Here is a 17,435-nt window from a genome sequence, read left to right on the forward strand (position 1 = left end):
ATATAATAATGAGCTTTTCTTCTTAAAAATTAGGATAGCTTTTCCAGAAACGACATCCTTATAATGAATTTACATTCATTCCTTAAAGGAGGCGTCCTCATGCATCAAGTGTCCGAAGTTCAAAAAAATGAAGCGACTCAATCCGCTCCAGCAATCGTCGAGAGCGCTACCTTTCAACAATTGATGCGTCAAAAGAATGGCTTCATTCTTCCAGCCATCAGTTTCTGTCTTATTTTTTATTTTACGCTTCCGATTTTAACAAGCTACTTCACGATTTTAAATCAGCCGGTGTTCGGTGATATTACAGGTGCTTGGATCTTCGCTTTTGCTCAGTTCATCATGACGTGGACGTTCTGCATGATGTACAGCAAAAAAGCACATGCCTTTGATCGACTCGTCGAACAGATCAAGGAGGAGTCGAAATGAATTATACTGCCGTTGCTTTATTTGCGGCGATCGTCGGTTTGACGCTCGTCATTACATACTTTGCTGCTCGTAAAACAAAAACAGCTAACGATTTTTATACAGCGGATGGCGGACTCACTGGTGCGCAAAACGGGATGGCGATTGCCGGCGACTATATGTCCGCTGCCTCGTTCCTCGGAATTGCCGGGATGATCGCCTTAGCTGGATTCGACGGATTCTTCTACTCGATCGGCTTCCTCGTTGCCTATCTCGTTGTTTTGTATCTCGTTGCCGAACCACTTCGGAACCTCGGGAAATATACGATGGCGGATATGATCGCTGCTCGTTTTAACGCATCAAAAGTTCGCGGAGTCGCTGCCATGAACTCGATCGCGATCTCGATTTTCTATATGATTGCCCAACTCGTCGGTGCGGGTGCCTTGATTGAATTGTTATTAGGAATTCCTTACACGACAAGTGTCATCATCGTTGGTATCTTGATGACCGTCTACGTCGTCTTCGGTGGTATGACAGCGACCTCATGGGTCCAAATCATCAAAGCGATCCTCTTGATGGCAGGAACAGCTGTCATTTCTTTCATGGTATTCGCCAAGTTCGATTTTTCGATCTTCAAGATGTTTGCAGAAGTCAAACAAGCGACACCGCTCGGTGATTCATTCTTGAATCCCGGAAACAAGTTCAAGTTACCGCTCGATACGATTTCATTGAATCTCGCACTCGTTCTCGGAACGGCTGGATTACCACATATCTTGATTCGTTTCTTTACTGTTAAGGATGCTCCGACTGCTCGTAAATCCGTCGTATATGCGACGTGGATCATCGGTGCCTTTTATATCTTGACGATCTTCCTCGGCTTTGGTGCCGCTGCTTTCGTCGGTTCTGAAGATATCATCGCTGCCAATGCTGCTGGTAACATGGCGGCACCACTTCTCGCCCAAGCACTCGGTGGCGATTTACTCTTCGCGTTCGTCGCTGCAGTCGCCTTTGCGACGATCCTCGCCGTTGTTGCAGGACTCGTCTTATCCGCAGCATCCGCCTTTGCCCATGACTTCTATAGTCATATTCTACGTAAAGGACAAGCAACGGAAAAAGAACAGATGACGGCCGCACGACTCGCTTCCATCGCCGTCGCCTTGATTTCGATGGTACTGGCATTGTTCGCACAAACGATGAACGTCGCGTTTCTCGTTTCGCTTGCCTTTGCTGTCGCGGCAAGTGCTAACTTGCCAGTCATTCTCTTGACGATCTTCTGGCGCCGTTTCAATACTGGCGGAGCTGTCACTGGTATGGTCGTCGGGTTATTCTCTTCACTGATTCTCGTCGCACTCAGTCCAAACCTTTGGGCAGTCGACGGTTCAGCCTTGTTCGTCGGGGAAGCCCTCTTCCCGCTGACGAATCCAGGAATCGTCTCCATCCCACTTGGCTTCCTCGGAGCCATCGTCGGGACACTGTTGACGAAATCGAACGAAGTTGCCGGTAACTTCGAACGTATCATAGTCAAGGCCAATACCGGTATCGATGCTGCTGCAGAAGTCGCCGCGTCAAAAGAATAAGTTCCCCTTAACGGCTCCTTCAACCCCCTTGAAGGAGCCGTCCCCTTTTACATTCTTCTCGTTCATTGCCATACTAAGTGAAGAATAGAGAAGAAAAAGAAAGGAAGACTGTACATGGATCTCGCTTTTTATTATTTCTTAATCCTCGGATTTTTCATTGGAATCATCTCCGGCTTTTTCGGAATCGGTGGCGGTATCATCTTGACGCCTCTACTACTCATTTTAGGATATGCTCCAAGCGTTGCGATCGCGACCAGTCTCATGTTGACTCTCGGATCAACGGTTTCAGGTACGATTTCTCACTTACGCCTTAAAAATGTCGTCTGGCGCGATAGTCTTGTCGTCGGGGGCGTTGGAATCATCGGTTCGACGATCGCGACACCACTCGTCCTTCGTTTAGAGGAAGTCAACGGTGCCCATCTCGTCATCTCAATCGTTTATATCGGACTCTTACTCTACTTCGCGAATAAGTTCTTACGTCCGAAAGCAACGACCGGTGAACAGACGGGTTGGAAAAATCGATATCTTGCCCTTGCCTTCACTGGTCTGTTCGCTGGATTCATCTCTTCGCTCCTCGGTGTCAGCGGTGGATTCATCATCACACCGTTACTCGTCGGGATCGTTGGCTATGAGTTGAAACGTGCGGTCGGAACGAGTATTGCTTCCGCGTTACTGATCGTTCTATCGGGACTCGTCAACTATACGGTCGCGAGTACGAATATCGATATCCTCGTCGGGATCATGCTAATCGTCGGCGCCTTGCTCGGAGCACCGATTGGCGCGAAGCAGTTGACGCATTTCGAAAGTCCGTTCGTCAAAAAGTACCTCGGTATCTTCTATTTGACGGTTGCGGTCAGTGTGTTACTCGAGGTCATCGGCTGGAACGTCGCTTCACTCTCCGTTCTCGTTGCGCTTAGTTTGATTTTCTTACTGACACTCCTCATCTACAGCCGTCGTCGAACGAATGGATAAATCGTCTCATCAGAAAAGCGGTGATGCCCCTATCAGGCATCACCGCTTTTTTCCGTTAAGCCACTCGTTTGTGACCGGCTCGTTCATAGTCTCTCGTTTGTTCAATGACTAAGTGCGACAAGAACAACATTCCAATCAAGTTCGGAATCATCATTAATCCATTTGCAATATCTGCGACCAGCCACAACGGTTCTAATTGCGCGACCGCACCATAACAGGCTGCGAGCGCAAAGAACACGCGGTATCCTTCGTTGAAGCGTGTCGTACCGCTCAAGTACTCCAAGCACTTCTCTCCATAGACATACCAACCAATGATCGTTGAATAACCGAAGAAGAAGACGGAGAAAGCGACCGTCCATTCTCCAAATGATCCTAGAACACTCGCAAAGGCGGTTGCTGTCAGTGCTGCCCCGGAAAGATTCGCATCATGCGTCATACCTGAATGTAGCCCGCCTGACGGATCCCAAAAGCCTGTCGTCAGAAGGACGAGTGCCGTCATCGTACAAACGATCAAGGTCACGATAAAGGTACTCGTCATCGAAATCAATCCTTGTTCGACCGGACGCTCACTTTTCGCAGATCCGGCAATCAATGCTGCTGTCCCAAGTCCTGCTTCGTTCGTGAAAATACCACGTGCTACACCGACTTGCATCGCCATCATGATCGATACACCGGTGAAGGCTCCTGCAGGCGCAAGCGGCTGGAAAGCGTACTCAAAGATTAAACCAAAGGCTGGTAGAATCTGATCCGCCTTCAATATTAAAAGGACACAAGCGGCACCGATATAAAGTAAGCTCATGATCGGAACAAAGATCGTCGAGATCGCACTGACGCGTTCAAGTCCACCACGAATCGATACATAGACCGCAATCGCGAGCAGAATGCCGAACAATAGCAGCGGCACACGGAACGATTGCTCAAGCACCGTTGCCATCGCATTCGCTTGCACCGTGTTCCCGACACCAAACGATGCGATCAAACCAAATACCGCAAACAGGATGGCGAGTAGTTTAAATTTAGCTCCTAGTCCCTTCTCGATATAATACATCGGTCCACTGACGGCTTCGCCGCGTTCGTTTCGACTTCTAAAGAGAATGGCAAGGAGGCTTTCTGCATATTTCGTCGCCATTCCAATTAAACCGATGACCCACATCCAAAAAACTGCGCCCGGTCCGCCCATCGTCAAGGCGACTGCGATCCCTGCGATGTTTCCGTTTCCGATCGTCGCCGCGAGGGACGTCATCAACATCTGAAAGCTACTGATTTCACCTTCACCTTGCCCTGATTTTTGAACAGATAATTGAAACGCTTGTTTTAAACGTCGAAACTGAAGACCGCGTAAGCGGATCGTAAAGTATACTCCTGTTCCTACCAACAACATCATACTCGGAATCCCCCAGACCCAAGCCGATATCAGACGTAATACTTCCATGCCATTTCATCCTCTCTCTCTTTTCCGAGGCTTACCGTAGCATGTAGTTGTGTTTTCTTACAATACAAAAGAATACTTTTTGTGATTTTACACAATAGAAGATATACTAAAACTATCGAGTGAAAGAGAAAGAAGGGAAATCCCATGTTAGAAGCTTCATATCATTCCTTAGACGACTTAGCGGAAGCGATCGGTATTGCCTTGAATGCCCCGATTACGATTGAAGATCGCAATCACCGCCTTCTTGCGTATAGTACACATACAGCTGATACCGACCCTGCCCGTGTCGCAACGATCATTGGTCGCCGGGTACCAGAATCAGTCATCGACCAACTCTGGAAAGATGAAGTCATCCAGAGCCTTGCTACACAAGATGATCCACTCATTATTTCTGCACGTACCGGTGTCGGACTGAATGACCGTGTCGCTATTGCGATCAAGCAAGATTCAGAAATTCTCGGCTATATCTGGTCGATTGCGCGAAGCACTCCGTTTACTCCGTCGGAATTAGCCGATTTAAAGAAAGGAGCTCTACTTGCTCAACGTCAGTTGCTGGCGATCGACATGCAGAAAAAACGGAAGGAAGAACAGACGGAACAGTTCTTCTTCGAGTTATTACATGAAGAACTATCCGAGTCGGAAATCTTGAAGATGTTCTCTAAACTCCATGTCGCACCACCCGGCATCAGTCGTTTGACGGTCATCCGTTTTTCGGAAGCGATCACACCGCGTCTCGCCGATCGCCTGCGCTATTTATTGACGATCCAGCAGACGGTTCGTCCGTTACTTTATGCGTATGATGAGACGGATTTCATCTTGTGGATCAGCACAAACGATCGCGACGCAGAACAAGAGCGTCTGCAGTTCGATGCCTTCATCCAGTCATTCCGACAACTACTCGCAGAGCGATTTGATTATACGGACTTCGTCGCAGCAAGTAGTGAAGTCTTCACGGGCGTCCAAGCGATTCCCGAGCGCTATGAAGAAGCGGGCATCGTCTTGCGTCTAAAAGACGCCTTCCCATTTGAGCTGAAGAACGTGACTCGTTACGAACGCCTCGGCTTATTCCAGCTCTTACCGATTTTCTCGGAGCGTCTGCGACGGCGGACGGTTCGCTTGGAAGAAATCGAACGGCTGCGTGCTTACGATGTGAAACATGCCTCGTCCTTATGTGAGACGCTAGAATGGTTCCTTCATTATGATGGAAACGTCAAACAAGTCGCTTCCCATCTCCATGTCCATCCGAATACGATCCTCTATCGGATGCGACGGATCGAGGAAGAAGCGGGCATTCGAATGGAATCTTTACCTGAACGCTCCTTACTTTATTTGTATCTAAAAGCAGACCGATATCCTTTGTGATTTTTCACAAAGGATATCGGTTATTTTTGAAAACACCGATAAAGTAGAACGCTTTCATTTCTCGTATACTGAAGATGAAGAGAAATTGATTTGTTTATTTGCGAAAGGGGATCGCGTTCACATGATCATTGGAGTATTAAAGGAAATCAAAAACAACGAAAACCGTGTTGCATTAACACCTGCCGGGGTAGCAGCGTTACATGCACAAGGACATCGTGTCATCATTGAATCAATGGCAGGTATGGGGAGTGGCTTCACGAACGAAGAGTACGTTAAAGCAGGTGCTGAAATCATCGCGACTGCTGCTGAAGTCTGGGCAACAGCCGAACTCGCTTTAAAAGTTAAAGAGCCGATCGCTTCAGAGTACCAATACTTCCGTCCGGATCTGACATTGTTCACGTATCTTCACTTAGCGGCTGAGCCAGAACTGACACGTGCACTCGTTGATTCGAACATCACAGCAATCGCTTATGAGACAGTTGAAAAGAATCGCACGCTTCCATTGTTAACACCAATGAGTGAAGTCGCAGGACGTATGGCATCGCAAATCGGTGCACAGTTCTTAGAAAAACCACACGGTGGTATGGGCATCCTGCTTGCAGGTGTTCCTGGGGTTCGTCGTGGAAAAGTCACAGTCATCGGCGGCGGTGTCGTCGGAACGAATGCTGCGAAACTCGCGGTTGGTCTCGGTGCGGATGTCACGATCATCGATGTCAGCCCAGAACGCCTTCGCCAGTTGGATGACATCTTCGGTAACTCGATCAACACATTGATCTCAAACCCGTACACGATTGCTGAAGCGGTCGCTGAAAGTGATCTCGTCATCGGTGCTGTCTTGATTCCAGGTGCAAAAGCACCGAAACTCGTCACTGCCGACATGGTCAAACGCATGAAGCCGGGCGCTGTCATCGTTGACGTTGCCATCGACCAAGGTGGTATCTTCGAAACGGTCGATCGTATCTCGACGCATGATGACCCAACGTACGAAAAATTCGGTGTCGTTCATTACGCAGTCGCGAACATGCCGGGTGCCGTTCCACGCACGTCTACACTTGCATTGACGAACGCAACGCTCCCGTATGTCCTTGAACTCGCGAACAAAGGCACACACCGTGCGCTTGCTGAAAACGAGGCTCTCGAAAAAGGATTGAATGTCGCACAAGGATTCGTCACGTACGAAGCGGTCGCACGCGATCTCGGATACACGTACAAATCCGTTGAAGATGTGCTTCACCTACACGCATAATCTTGAAAGTAGAAATAGTCGATGATTCCTTTTTGAGGAACCATCGACTATTTTTTTTACTTCTTGAGGCGCCACTCGGCTTGTCATATGATGAGAAACGAAGACTTATGATTTTGAACTAGTAGAGGGGATCTCATTACATGACACAAACCATAACCGCTCATTCTCATGAACTTCAGAGCCACGTCGCTGAAGTCGCGTTACTCGAAACACTGACATCCGATACAGAAGAGAGCGTACGTATTGCCGCAACTGAGCGCTTACGTGTTCTCATCCCATCTCATCCATTGCTCAACATTGCTACAGCTCATTCCCTTTACTTCAAGAACGAACACACTCAAGCGCGCCGGCTGATCGAAGAGACACATCAGCAACTCGGTGAGCATGTGCACGGATACATCCTCCTCGGTATCATCAGTGAAGATGAAGGATATATGCACGAAGCAGAACAGTTTTTCCTTTCAGCCATCACACGGTTCCCTGAAGAGCCAGCAGGACATCGTTTCCTTGCCGTCCATTACAATCATCGTCAATTTTATGGGGAGTCAGCTATTCATGCGTTTACATATTTAAAGAAGGTTGGCGCATCTGGAATCGATACGCTGATGGCCATTGATTCCATCCAACAACTGGACGGTCATTCGATTGACATGTTGGAAGCACTCTATGCATTAATCCTTGGCGTACCCCATCTCGACAAAACCACCGTCTTTCATGCGACAGCTTCTGTCAATCAAAGTATTCAATATGAGAAGCTACATGCTACATTGCGCGAAGACAGCGACGAGACCCTCTACGCTAAGCTCGACGAATGCCTTTCCAACATGCTCGAGCATGGCTTGTTCGCAGCTGTTTATGACGATTCCGAAGAAAAGATCTATCGTCATGTCTTTCAGGATATGTGTCGGGATATGACCATCCGTCATGCAGGTTGGCGTGCGTATCCGGACTATATTCGATTACGCTTTCTCTATTTCAAACAATTGTTGTTACGCGACTGAACGTCAAAAAGCAAACGCGACGAGTGCCGCGATCGTCCATGGCAAGATCAAGTTGTCGAGATCGCGATATGAGATGGCTTCGATCAAGGCTGCGATATTCGCAAGCAAGAAGCCATAACTGACAGCGAGCCAAACCGGTTGTCCATAAAACAAGAACGTCACGGTCAACACGAGGAATGACGCCAAAAATAGGGCGATACTTCCTTCAAAGGATCGTTTCGTCTCACCACGGACGTAAAACGTCTTTCCGTAGCGTTTTCCGACGAGAGCCGCGAGACCGTCACCCCAAGCAAGCACCATGCTTCCCGCAATTAGCGCCATCGGCTGTCGCTCGAAGAAGAACAGGACAAGTCCCGCTAGAGCGAGTGGATAATAGACCGTTCCGTAAGAAGGACGATCGACGTCGTGCATCTGACCGATTCCTTTTCGTAGTGTCACTAGATTCACGACAGCAAAGAATAACAACGGTACGATCGCAACGTACCAGTGATCCAGCCAGAGCAGCGCAAGAAATACCCAGTGACCGACAGCAATATGAATCCATTTTCGAACCGTCTCGGGAGAAAAGCCGAAACGGCGTCCAATGACTTCCAGGATGACGAGAGCTAGCCCGACGATTCCAATCGTGCCAAGAGCAGCTATCCATTCCATCGTCATTCCCCCTTTCTTTCCTATTATTGTACGTTGTTTCAGTTGCCATTTGCCCTATTGAACCTTCATTTGATAACATAAGGTCAAATGACGTCCTAGAGAGGAAGTTTTGGAAATGTATGATGCTCAAGCAGTCCAAACATTATCAAGTTGTCTGCAACGCCTAAATGAAGGAAAAGGAATCGAACCCCTCGTCGCAACGGAAGGCACAGAATTGCCGAAGGTCATCAATCGCTTGAAGCAATTCGATCCATTAAAAAATGGTCTATCCATCAATGAAATCGTTCATTTGGCAAATGCCCTGATTGGTGAACATATGTCAGCGACGACGATCCAGAACTGGACGAAACGTGAAGTCCGGGACATCATCGGCGTACCGCATCGCGGAAAGAAGTACTCGATCAATCAGGCTTCGATCATCTATTTACTGGATGATTTAAAACACCTCTTCTCGTTAGAAGAAACACGAGAACTGCTGACGATCGTCTTCAAGAATCCGAATATTGATGAGGATGATTTAATCAGTCCGCTTAATTTTTATCTCGTCTATACGCAACACGCGGAGACAAGTGGTCCGATCGAATTGACGGAGAAGCGTCTCAGACGCTCGCTCGAGCGCATTAACGCTTACCGCCCTGAAACTGTCCACGTTCTCCAACTGTGTCTCTATGCCCGTCGTGTATCGCATTTAACACACGAAGCGAAACAACGCCTCCATCATGTTCTGCAAACGACATGATGAAAAAAAGATGCCATCCATGTCATGGAAGGCATCTTTTTTTATTTAGACGGCTGTCAGTGATTTATAGTGGACGTTGTTCGTCAGACTTTTCAAGACAGAGAGTAGTTCGTACATCGAGAGTTTGTCCGCATCCTTGACGAGACGGTACTCATCACCGTCTTGCAACAATTCAGCAACGACTTCTCCAGCTGCACTCCGTACGGAGAATTTTCCTTTTGTCAGGTCGAAGGAAATCGTGAATGTACCACGCTCATACACGTTGTACTCACATTTCTTCGAGAAGAGCGAAAACTTCTCACGCATTTGACCTACCTCTTGTCCATCATGGTTCATCACGACCCACTTCTTACACGTCGGAATGAACTTACCAAACGCTACCCCTCTACCTTCACCATTCATTACTTGAACACGACCATTCTCGTCGTGTTGAACCGCACCGATCATTTGGTGCGCTTCATCATAAATCGCGGCATGACCTTGCGAAAAAACGCAACCCTGCACATAGACAACTTTGCGCAACAGAAATTCTCCTCTCACTGCTAAAACGTGCTGGTTTTTCGTCCCCAGTTTATTTAGACATCCTGTATAGTTTAACTTTCTTTATCTGTATGATATTTCGTTAACGAAAATGATTATTGCACCGTTTCTCCAAATTGACAACCCCCTTTTGTCGACAATCATTCGACATGTTCAATGCAGGTTCATCTCCTTTGCAAATGCGAGCAATTCTTCCCGATCAATGAGGCGAACCTGATTTGGTTCAGCTAGCTGATACGCAGCTTCCGTAAAGGTCGAATTCGTAACGACCCACCCCTCGTCCATCCCGTAGAATGGAACCGAGGCAGCGACCTGTTGAACCGCTTCGAGCCCTACAGCCGCACTATATCGCTTTGCCTGGATGGCAATCTTATACCCTCGTTCATCCTCTATCAACAAATCTGCTCCGAAGTCGCGTGAAGCAGGTGTCAACTCGACCCGATATCCTGCTGTTTCAAATAAATCGGCAAGCCATTCTTCAAATTCTCGTCCTTCCATTCGATCGAGTCGTTTTTCAAGCGACGGCGTTAAAATGGACAAAAGAAGAAAAAGGATACACCCTACTATACTGATGATTAAGATTAAAGGTTCCCAAGAACTCGAAAAAAAATAAGTTCCGAAAATTCCTATCATTGCAAACAAAGCTGCTAGTAACAATCGTTTTCGTTTTAATCGTTTCATCGTGCTTTTCCCCTCTACTTCGTCGTGACCTTTTTTTCACTATACTAAAATTCTTCGTCGGTTGCTTCCTTCAACAGGAAACACGACTCGTCTTGCAGAAGTAAACTAACGAGGAAAGACTGTCTTAAAATCCATGGTCGAAGACCAGTCAGGAGGTAGCTCATGGCAGAACATTCATCTCCTTCATCGCTACGAATCATTCACGCGACGTTACGTGCTATGAAAGACCCTGTTCTTCTTGTCGATGCAAATGGAAGGATTCAATTTCATAATGACGCGTTTCAACACCAGTTCATGAACACTCCAAATATCGAAACCGTTCAGGAGCTGTTTCCCATCACGGATGATTTCTTTCCATTACAGAAGGAAGCCGTCATTTCAACGACACATCAATTAACAGTCACAGCGATTGAAGCCACGGACTATTTTCTTGTCCATGTCGCTCCCCTGAAAATCGAGGACTTATTCAATTCAACACTAGATACTGCTCTATTCATCACCGACTCGGAGTTTCGGATTCAAACTTGTAACGAAGTGGCAAGCACCTTATTCCGTTTCGAGCATGCCGAAGACATCATTGGTCTCCAAGCGACGATTCTACATGATGCGAAGGAAATCGCTACCCGCCGTCAACATCTCGAACAATTGAACTTAAAAGACTTATCGGACGCGCAACTGTTTTTACTGCATGGACGGGAAGCCGAAAATGAATGGACCTATCATCGTTTGGATGGCTCAACGTTCCATGGACGCCTTTATATGACACGGTTACCAAACGATACGTACTTCCTGCTCATTCAGGACATCACACCGCAAAAACAAATCGAATGGCATCTAACGAAAAGCGAACGCCGCTTCCGACTCTTCTCGGAATCCGTCGTTGAAGCCGTCATCTTTCATGACCACGGCATCATCATCGATGCCAATCGCGCAGCAGAAGTCATTTTCCGGACGAAACTTGAGAAAATGAAAGGTAAGATGACGCTTGAATTGATTCATCCGGATCATCACGCGCGTGTCTTACAACGCATCGAGGAGCATCGAGAAGAACCGTACGAAGTTCTCGGTCAACGTGCCGACGGAACCTCTGTCGAAATCGAAGTCTTCCCGCGTGAAATCATCTACAACAACATCCGGATGCGTGTCGCCGTCGTTCGTGATATTACCGAACGAAAAAAGATTGAGAAAATGCTTGAACGCGAAAAAAATGCCATCATGCGTCAGCGTGATATCACACAATCGATTCTTCAAGCATCCAATGAAGGGTTCCTACTGACAGAAGAGGATGGGAGTTTCATCTTCATGAACGTCAAAGCACGCAAATTACTCGATGTCCCAGGCATTGCACCAAGTAAGATTCAAGAACGAATCAGTCTGATTCCGAATCTCGATTTGAACACTCGATTCGAGATGCTCCGACAAGTAGAAGAATTACTCGCCGGAAAACATTCTGAACTATCGTTTCGTTTCACGTTACAGCGACCAAATGAGTCCAGTCCACTTTATTTCGAATTTTATGCGACTGCGATCAAAAAGGAGAAGAGTCGCATTTCTCGTCATGGCTTCCTATTTGTTTTCCGTGACCGGACAGAGGAAGCGAAGATGGATCAAGTAAAGGACGAACTCGTCAGTACAGTATCGCATGAGTTGCGCACGCCACTGTCCTCCATTCTTGGCTATATGGAATTACTACGATATAAAAAACAATCGGCTGATCGAATCGAACGGTATGTTGAGATCGTCCACGAAGAGACGAAACGATTGACGAAGCTATTAAATGAGTTTTTAGACATTCAGCGTCTAGAAGGTGGAAAACAGGAGTATACCTTCACGTCGTTCTCGTTGCGCGATCTTCTCGCATCAACCGTCGATGCCTATGGCGAGACCGTCGAGACGCATCGAATTGATCTAGAACTACCAGAGGATCCTGTTCTGATTTTTGCGGACGAGCACAAAATCAAGCAGGTGATCTTGAACTTGCTTTCGAACGCCATTAAGTATTCTCCACAGGCGGATCATATTCGAGTCATTCTTTCAGCCAATCCGGAACAAGCAACGTTCTCTGTGACGGATTATGGACTCGGTATTCCACAAAATGCTTTTGAAAAGCTCTTTACGAAATTTTACCGGGTCGATAACTCAGACATCCGGAAAATCGGCGGAACCGGCCTCGGACTTGCCATCTGTAAGGAAATCATCGAATCGCACGGAGGTGCGATTTCCGTTGAATCAGAAATCAATGATGGTTCGACCTTCACCGTTGTACTCGAACGTGATCCAAGAAAGGAATGGAATTGATGCGGACCTACTTCATGACGGGTTTCCCCGGTTTTTTAGCGACCAAACTGATCGAACAACTGGCACGTGTTCCGGACCAAATCGCTTGTTTTCATTTGCTTCATTTACCGTCAGAGCGAAACGCAGCTGTTAAGCGACGCCAGGATCTTCTAGAACGTACATCCTTACGACCGGAGCAACTTGTATTGCACGAAGGCGATATCACGGTCGAACAGCTTGCTTTATCATCAGAGGCTCGAATGATGTTGCAACAAGACGTCACACACATCTTTCATCTCGCGGCGCTATATGATTTAGCAACAGCATATGAACCTGCCTTTCGAATCAATGTGATCGGTACCGCGAACGTGACACAGTTTGCTCATACGTGTCGGGCCTTAGAGCGCTACATTTACTTCAGTACAGCGTATGTCTCGGGTCTTCGTTCCGGAATGGTTCTAGAAGATGAGTTACAAGCTAGTACCTTTAAAAATGCTTATGAAGAAACGAAATATTTAGCAGAAGTGCGTTTCCGTAAAGAAATCGGAACGATTCCCTATACGATCATCCGTCCTGGGATCGTCGTCGGTCATTCCGAAACGGGCGAAACACCGAAGTGGGATGGGGTGTATTTCGTTTTGAACGCGATGCGTCTCCTGCAATCCTTCGCCCCTCTTCCGTACCCAGGTCGAGCAAACGCACTCGTTAATCTCGTGCCCTATGATTACGTCATTGAAGCGACCGCTTATCTCAGTCATGCACCTGTCGGAAGAAATAAGACCTATCATCTGACAGATCCATTCCCACATGGCGCACGCGCGATTTTTGAGATGTTACACGTCGCCTATTATGGACGTTATCCGCGCGGAATCGTTCCGTTTCGACTCGTCAGCACGGCATTGACTCCAGCTGTCGCAAAACGACTTCAGATGCAACGGCAGACACTTGACTACTTCATTCATCCCGTTCATTATGATACGACACATGCCTTACGTGACTTACGGGACACTGGTATTATTTGTCCAGATCTTGCAGAAACGATGCCTCGACTCGTCCAGTATTATCAAACACACGTGACACACTAAAAAAGTCCAATCGTTCTTCCACAAGGGAAGTCGATTGGACTTTTTTATCGGTTACCCGATCAACATATTTTCTTTTGGATAACGAATCGTCCGGTCTCGTTGCGTCGCGAACGTGAACAGAATCGTCAAGGAGCCGACACGTCCAAGTAGCATCATAAACATGATCAAAAACTTACCAAAGCTATTGAGCTCAGCTGTTACGTTCAAAGAAAGACCAACTGTTCCAAATGCCGAAACGGTCTCAAAGAATAGACCAATAAAGGAAATATTCGGCTGGGTCAACGCCAGGAACGTCGTAATTAAAGCGATGAACAATAAACTGAAGACAGCAATCGCGTATGCCTTTTGAATCGCTTGCGTCTGAACAGTCCGTCGCATCAGAACCGTTTCACGCTGTCCGCGGAGATACGTCCAGACATTTTTCAAGATGACCGCTGCCGTCGTGACCTTGATCCCGGAACCTGTTGATGCGGAACCTGCCCCAATGTACATCAAAACCATCATCAAACCGATCGAGAGCGGCACCATCGTCGTTAAATCGATTGTCTGGAAACCAGCCGTTCGTGTCGTGACGACTTGGAAAAATACGATATGGAGCGCACTGAAGAACGATTCATCTTTTAACGAACCCAAGTTCGAAACCCATTCGTAGAGCATCATTGCTAAAACACCTAGTCCATTGATGACGAGTAGTGATAGCACCATCAATTTAGAATGGAGCGAAATTTTCTTGAAGTTTCGTTTACCAGCGATATCCGCGATAACCGTAAAACCAAGACCACCAATCATCAAGAGCGCTGCAATCGTCAGAATGAATGTCGTATCTTGTTGGAAACCGATTAGATTATCACCCCATAGTGCGAATCCTGCATTGTTGAAGGCAGATACGGCGTGGAACAAACCGTAATAGAGTGCTTTTCCGAAGCTGTATTTGTATTGAATGAACAAATCAAGCGCAATCAAAAACATGCCGACGATCTCAACGAGGACCGTCGTGACGATGATATTACGAACGAGACGAATCGTTCCGCCCGGACTATCGAGATTAAACATCTCTTGGATAATGATCCGCTGACGAATCCCGATTTTTCGTCCCGTGACGCTGAGCAAGACGAGCGCGATCGTCATGAATCCAAGTCCACCGACCTGAATTAAGAGCATCATGATGATTTGACCGAGTAAATTATAGGATTCGGCAATATTAATCGGTGACAGTCCTGTGACGGTTCCTGCCGATGTCGCAACGAATAGGCAATCGATGAATGATACATCTTGCCCCTCTTGCTGCGAGATCGGAAGCCACAATAAAAAACCACCCAGTAAAATCGTCAATGTAAAGCCAGTTGCGATAAAACGTGCCGGTTTATCGAACAGCTGATGATACATCAATTCACCTAAACGCCCGAAGCGTGCGAGTCGTGAACGTCTTTTATGCGAGAACATCTTACTCCCCCTAGATAGTTTTCAGACAGAATTGTCTTTATCATACTCCCTCGAATTAAGAAGTTCTATCGAAATATGCAATCGACTAAACGTTTTCGTATTTTTTTGGTAAACTAGATAAAAGTGGACGTGTAATCATTAAAGGAGGTTGAGGGAAACAGTGGACCCTAAGACGGCTGATCATTCGATTGAGGATGTCTGGCGAAGGCTGGAACGACAATCACAATGGATGCCTGCGCAATTGTATTATCAATTCGAGGAACTCTTATCATTACATTTGGAGCAACCGATTCTAAATGAATTGTATCAAGTGTTAAAAAAATACGACGTACTGACCGATATAGAGCGTGACGAACGAAACGAAAGCATTCAAATGCTAATCGACGAAAACGGCGCTTGATTCTCGGTTTTTGGATTTCCGAGCAGAAGAAGTGTCTTCTGCTCTTTTATTTTTCGTTCCTACACGGATTACATACAGAAAGGTGGCACACATCAATCATGGATATCGTGTCGATCATCGGGATCATTCTTGGTCTCATCACACTAGTCGGAGGTATGATCTTAAAAGGTGCGCCTCCCGTTGCTTTGCTTAACCCAGCAGCCCTCGTCATCATCTTCGTCGGGACAGCAGCTGCCATCATGATCTCCTTCCCGAAGGAACGATTGAAAGTCTTACCTGCCTTGTTTAAAGTCATCTTATTCGAACAAAAGCTGATGACGAAACAAGTGTTGCTCGGACAATTTTTGACACTCTCGACACAAGCACGTAAAGAAGGTCTGTTATCTCTCGAGTCAGCACTTGAAGAAGTCGATAACGCCTTCATGAAACGTGGCGTCATGATGGTCATCGATGGACAACCATCCGAATATGTCGAGGACGTCATGACACGTGATCTCGAAAACATGACGGAACGCCATCATGCAAATGCGAACATTTTCACGCAAGCCGGTACTTACGCACCAACGCTCGGGGTTCTCGGTGCCGTTGTCGGTCTCGTTGCCGCCTTATCCGATTTATCGGATATCGAAAAATTAGGTCACGCCATTTCAGGTGCCTTCATCGCAACACTATTCGGGATTTTCACCGGATACGTCCTGTGGTTCCCGTTCGCAACGAAGCTGAAGCAAAAATCAGCGAACGAGATTCAATTATACGAGATGATGATTGAAGGGATTCTCTCGATTCAAAACGGTGAGTCACCGAAAAACTTAGAGGATAAGCTACTTGTGTACTTGACACCGAAGGAGCGTGCGAACTATGAAGCGGAAAAAGAAGCCGCATGACGAACATATCTCCGAAGGCTGGTTAATTCCGTACGCCGACTTATTGACCTTACTTCTGGCACTCTTCATCGTACTTTTTGCTTCGAGTAGTGTCGATGCCGTCAAGCTAAAAGCGATGTCCCAATCGTTTAGCTCTGTCTTCAACGGTGGATCAGGGATGATCACGAACAGTTCACTTTCTACTCAAGAAGAAGAGGATTCGAAAAAACTCGATGCGCGGACGAAGGCACAAAGCTATGAAATCGCAGAACTCGAAAAAATCAAAGAAGAAGCCAATCAATACATTAAGAATGAAAAACTTGAAAAAGACATCAAGGTCGAAATCACGAATGAAGGACTTGTCTTTACGATTCGCGACCGCGCGTTGTTCTCACCAGCTCAAGCAGAAGTAAGAGGACGCTCGCTTCAAATCGCAGAGGGGATGAGTGCACTACTCGTCAAAGCAGGGCAACGTCAGATTCAAGTGTCTGGCCATACAGATAATATTCCAATCAACACAGCACAGTATCCGTCGAACTGGGAACTGAGTGCGGACCGGGCGATCAGTTTCATGCGTGCCTTACAACGGAATCCAAAGCTTGAACCAAAACGCTTCACCGTCAGCGGTTACGGTGAATTCCAACCAATCGCGTCCAATCAAACGGAAGCAGGTCGCAGTCAGAATCGACGCGTCGAAGTGTTGATTCGACCATTGATCGACTTAAAAGCGAATGTACTCGACGAAACAAAAGTCGAATCCTGAA

At 46.9% G+C, this 17,435-nt stretch carries 17 protein-coding genes; 12 read left to right on the forward strand and 5 right to left on the reverse strand.

Annotated features, from left to right (window positions below):
* Window positions 1-99: 99 nt before the first annotated feature.
* From B3G15_RS07215 to B3G15_RS07225, 3 genes are all read left to right on the forward strand, one after another.
* Entirely contained in the window at window positions 100-426 is a 327-nt protein-coding gene (locus B3G15_RS07215; protein WP_290719448.1) for a DUF485 domain-containing protein, read from the forward strand.
* On the forward strand, window positions 423-1,979 hold the full coding sequence (locus B3G15_RS07220) for a solute symporter family protein (RefSeq protein WP_050678440.1): 1,557 nt from the start codon (window positions 423-425) through the stop codon (window positions 1,977-1,979). Before B3G15_RS07215 ends, B3G15_RS07220 begins: the two co-directional genes overlap by 4 nt.
* 114 nt (window positions 1,980-2,093) lie before the next feature.
* Window positions 2,094-2,951, forward strand: a complete 858-nt coding sequence (locus B3G15_RS07225) for a sulfite exporter TauE/SafE family protein (RefSeq protein ID WP_050678439.1) — start codon at window positions 2,094-2,096, stop codon at window positions 2,949-2,951.
* Between the two features lie 55 nt (window positions 2,952-3,006).
* On the opposite strand, the gene B3G15_RS07230 is transcribed toward B3G15_RS07225, so the two are convergent.
* A complete protein-coding gene (locus tag B3G15_RS07230; RefSeq protein ID WP_214861165.1) occupies window positions 3,007-4,383 on the reverse strand; it encodes an alanine/glycine:cation symporter family protein in 1,377 nt (458 codons plus the stop codon).
* Between the two features lie 144 nt (window positions 4,384-4,527).
* Here B3G15_RS07230 and B3G15_RS07235 point away from each other — a divergent pair, with 144 nt between their 5' ends.
* The 3 genes from B3G15_RS07235 to B3G15_RS07245 all read left to right on the forward strand — a co-directional run bounded on the left by B3G15_RS07235 (window position 4,528) and on the right by B3G15_RS07245 (window position 7,992).
* A complete protein-coding gene (locus B3G15_RS07235; RefSeq protein ID WP_029342896.1) occupies window positions 4,528-5,745 on the forward strand; it encodes a PucR family transcriptional regulator in 1,218 nt (405 codons plus the stop codon).
* 121 nt (window positions 5,746-5,866) lie between these two features.
* Window positions 5,867-6,991, forward strand: coding sequence for an alanine dehydrogenase (gene ald, locus B3G15_RS07240; RefSeq protein ID WP_023469687.1), 1,125 nt, complete (start codon window positions 5,867-5,869; stop codon window positions 6,989-6,991).
* Between the two features lie 140 nt (window positions 6,992-7,131).
* The gene (locus B3G15_RS07245) at window positions 7,132-7,992 is read left to right on the forward strand and encodes a tetratricopeptide repeat protein (protein WP_290719456.1); all 861 of its coding nucleotides are present in this window, start codon (window positions 7,132-7,134) and stop codon (window positions 7,990-7,992) included.
* Between the two features lie 3 nt (window positions 7,993-7,995).
* Here the strand turns inward: B3G15_RS07245 and B3G15_RS07250 are convergent, their stop codons facing one another.
* Entirely contained in the window at window positions 7,996-8,643 is a 648-nt protein-coding gene (locus tag B3G15_RS07250; protein WP_290719459.1) for a diacylglycerol/polyprenol kinase family protein, read from the reverse strand.
* A gap of 115 nt (window positions 8,644-8,758) precedes the next feature.
* Between B3G15_RS07250 and B3G15_RS07255 the strand changes: the two genes are divergently transcribed.
* Window positions 8,759-9,382, forward strand: a complete 624-nt coding sequence (locus B3G15_RS07255) for a DUF1836 domain-containing protein (protein WP_023469690.1) — start codon at window positions 8,759-8,761, stop codon at window positions 9,380-9,382.
* A gap of 45 nt (window positions 9,383-9,427) precedes the next feature.
* On the opposite strand, the gene B3G15_RS07260 is transcribed toward B3G15_RS07255, so the two are convergent.
* Window positions 9,428-9,904, reverse strand: a complete 477-nt coding sequence (locus B3G15_RS07260; RefSeq protein WP_023469691.1) for a hypothetical protein — start codon at window positions 9,902-9,904, stop codon at window positions 9,428-9,430.
* 171 nt (window positions 9,905-10,075) lie between these two features.
* On the reverse strand, window positions 10,076-10,603 hold the full coding sequence (locus B3G15_RS07265; RefSeq protein ID WP_023469692.1) for a restriction endonuclease: 528 nt from the start codon (window positions 10,601-10,603) through the stop codon (window positions 10,076-10,078).
* 162 nt (window positions 10,604-10,765) lie between these two features.
* On the opposite strand from B3G15_RS07265, the gene B3G15_RS07270 reads away from it, so the two are divergent.
* Window positions 10,766-12,901 (forward strand): ATP-binding protein, encoded by a 2,136-nt coding sequence (locus B3G15_RS07270; protein ID WP_214858819.1) that lies wholly within the window; start codon window positions 10,766-10,768, stop codon window positions 12,899-12,901.
* The gene (locus tag B3G15_RS07275) at window positions 12,901-13,965 is read left to right on the forward strand and encodes an SDR family oxidoreductase (protein WP_290719472.1); all 1,065 of its coding nucleotides are present in this window, start codon (window positions 12,901-12,903) and stop codon (window positions 13,963-13,965) included. Before B3G15_RS07270 ends, B3G15_RS07275 begins: the two co-directional genes overlap by 1 nt.
* Window positions 13,966-14,016: 51 nt before the next feature.
* On the opposite strand, the gene B3G15_RS07280 is transcribed toward B3G15_RS07275, so the two are convergent.
* On the reverse strand, window positions 14,017-15,408 hold the full coding sequence (locus B3G15_RS07280; RefSeq protein WP_290719475.1) for a TrkH family potassium uptake protein: 1,392 nt from the start codon (window positions 15,406-15,408) through the stop codon (window positions 14,017-14,019).
* Window positions 15,409-15,568: 160 nt separating this feature from the next.
* Here B3G15_RS07280 and B3G15_RS07285 point away from each other — a divergent pair, with 160 nt between their 5' ends.
* The 3 genes from B3G15_RS07285 to motB all read left to right on the forward strand — a co-directional run bounded on the left by B3G15_RS07285 (window position 15,569) and on the right by motB (window position 17,434).
* Window positions 15,569-15,808, forward strand: a complete 240-nt coding sequence (locus B3G15_RS07285) for a hypothetical protein (RefSeq protein WP_023469697.1) — start codon at window positions 15,569-15,571, stop codon at window positions 15,806-15,808.
* 98 nt (window positions 15,809-15,906) lie between these two features.
* The gene (gene motA / locus B3G15_RS07290) at window positions 15,907-16,692 is read left to right on the forward strand and encodes a flagellar motor stator protein MotA (protein ID WP_029342903.1); all 786 of its coding nucleotides are present in this window, start codon (window positions 15,907-15,909) and stop codon (window positions 16,690-16,692) included.
* Window positions 16,667-17,434 carry a flagellar motor protein MotB gene (gene motB, locus B3G15_RS07295; protein WP_214861158.1) on the forward strand — a complete coding sequence of 256 codons (768 nt, stop codon included), beginning with the start codon at window positions 16,667-16,669 and terminating at the stop codon, window positions 17,432-17,434. The genes motA and motB overlap by 26 nt, the downstream gene beginning before the upstream one ends.
* The last annotated feature ends 1 nt before the right edge of the window (window position 17,435 follow it).

The organism is Exiguobacterium sp. UBA1053, from assembly GCF_002316465.1.
Taxonomy (GTDB): Bacteria; Bacillota; Bacilli; order Exiguobacteriales; family Exiguobacteriaceae; genus Exiguobacterium_A; species Exiguobacterium_A abrahamii.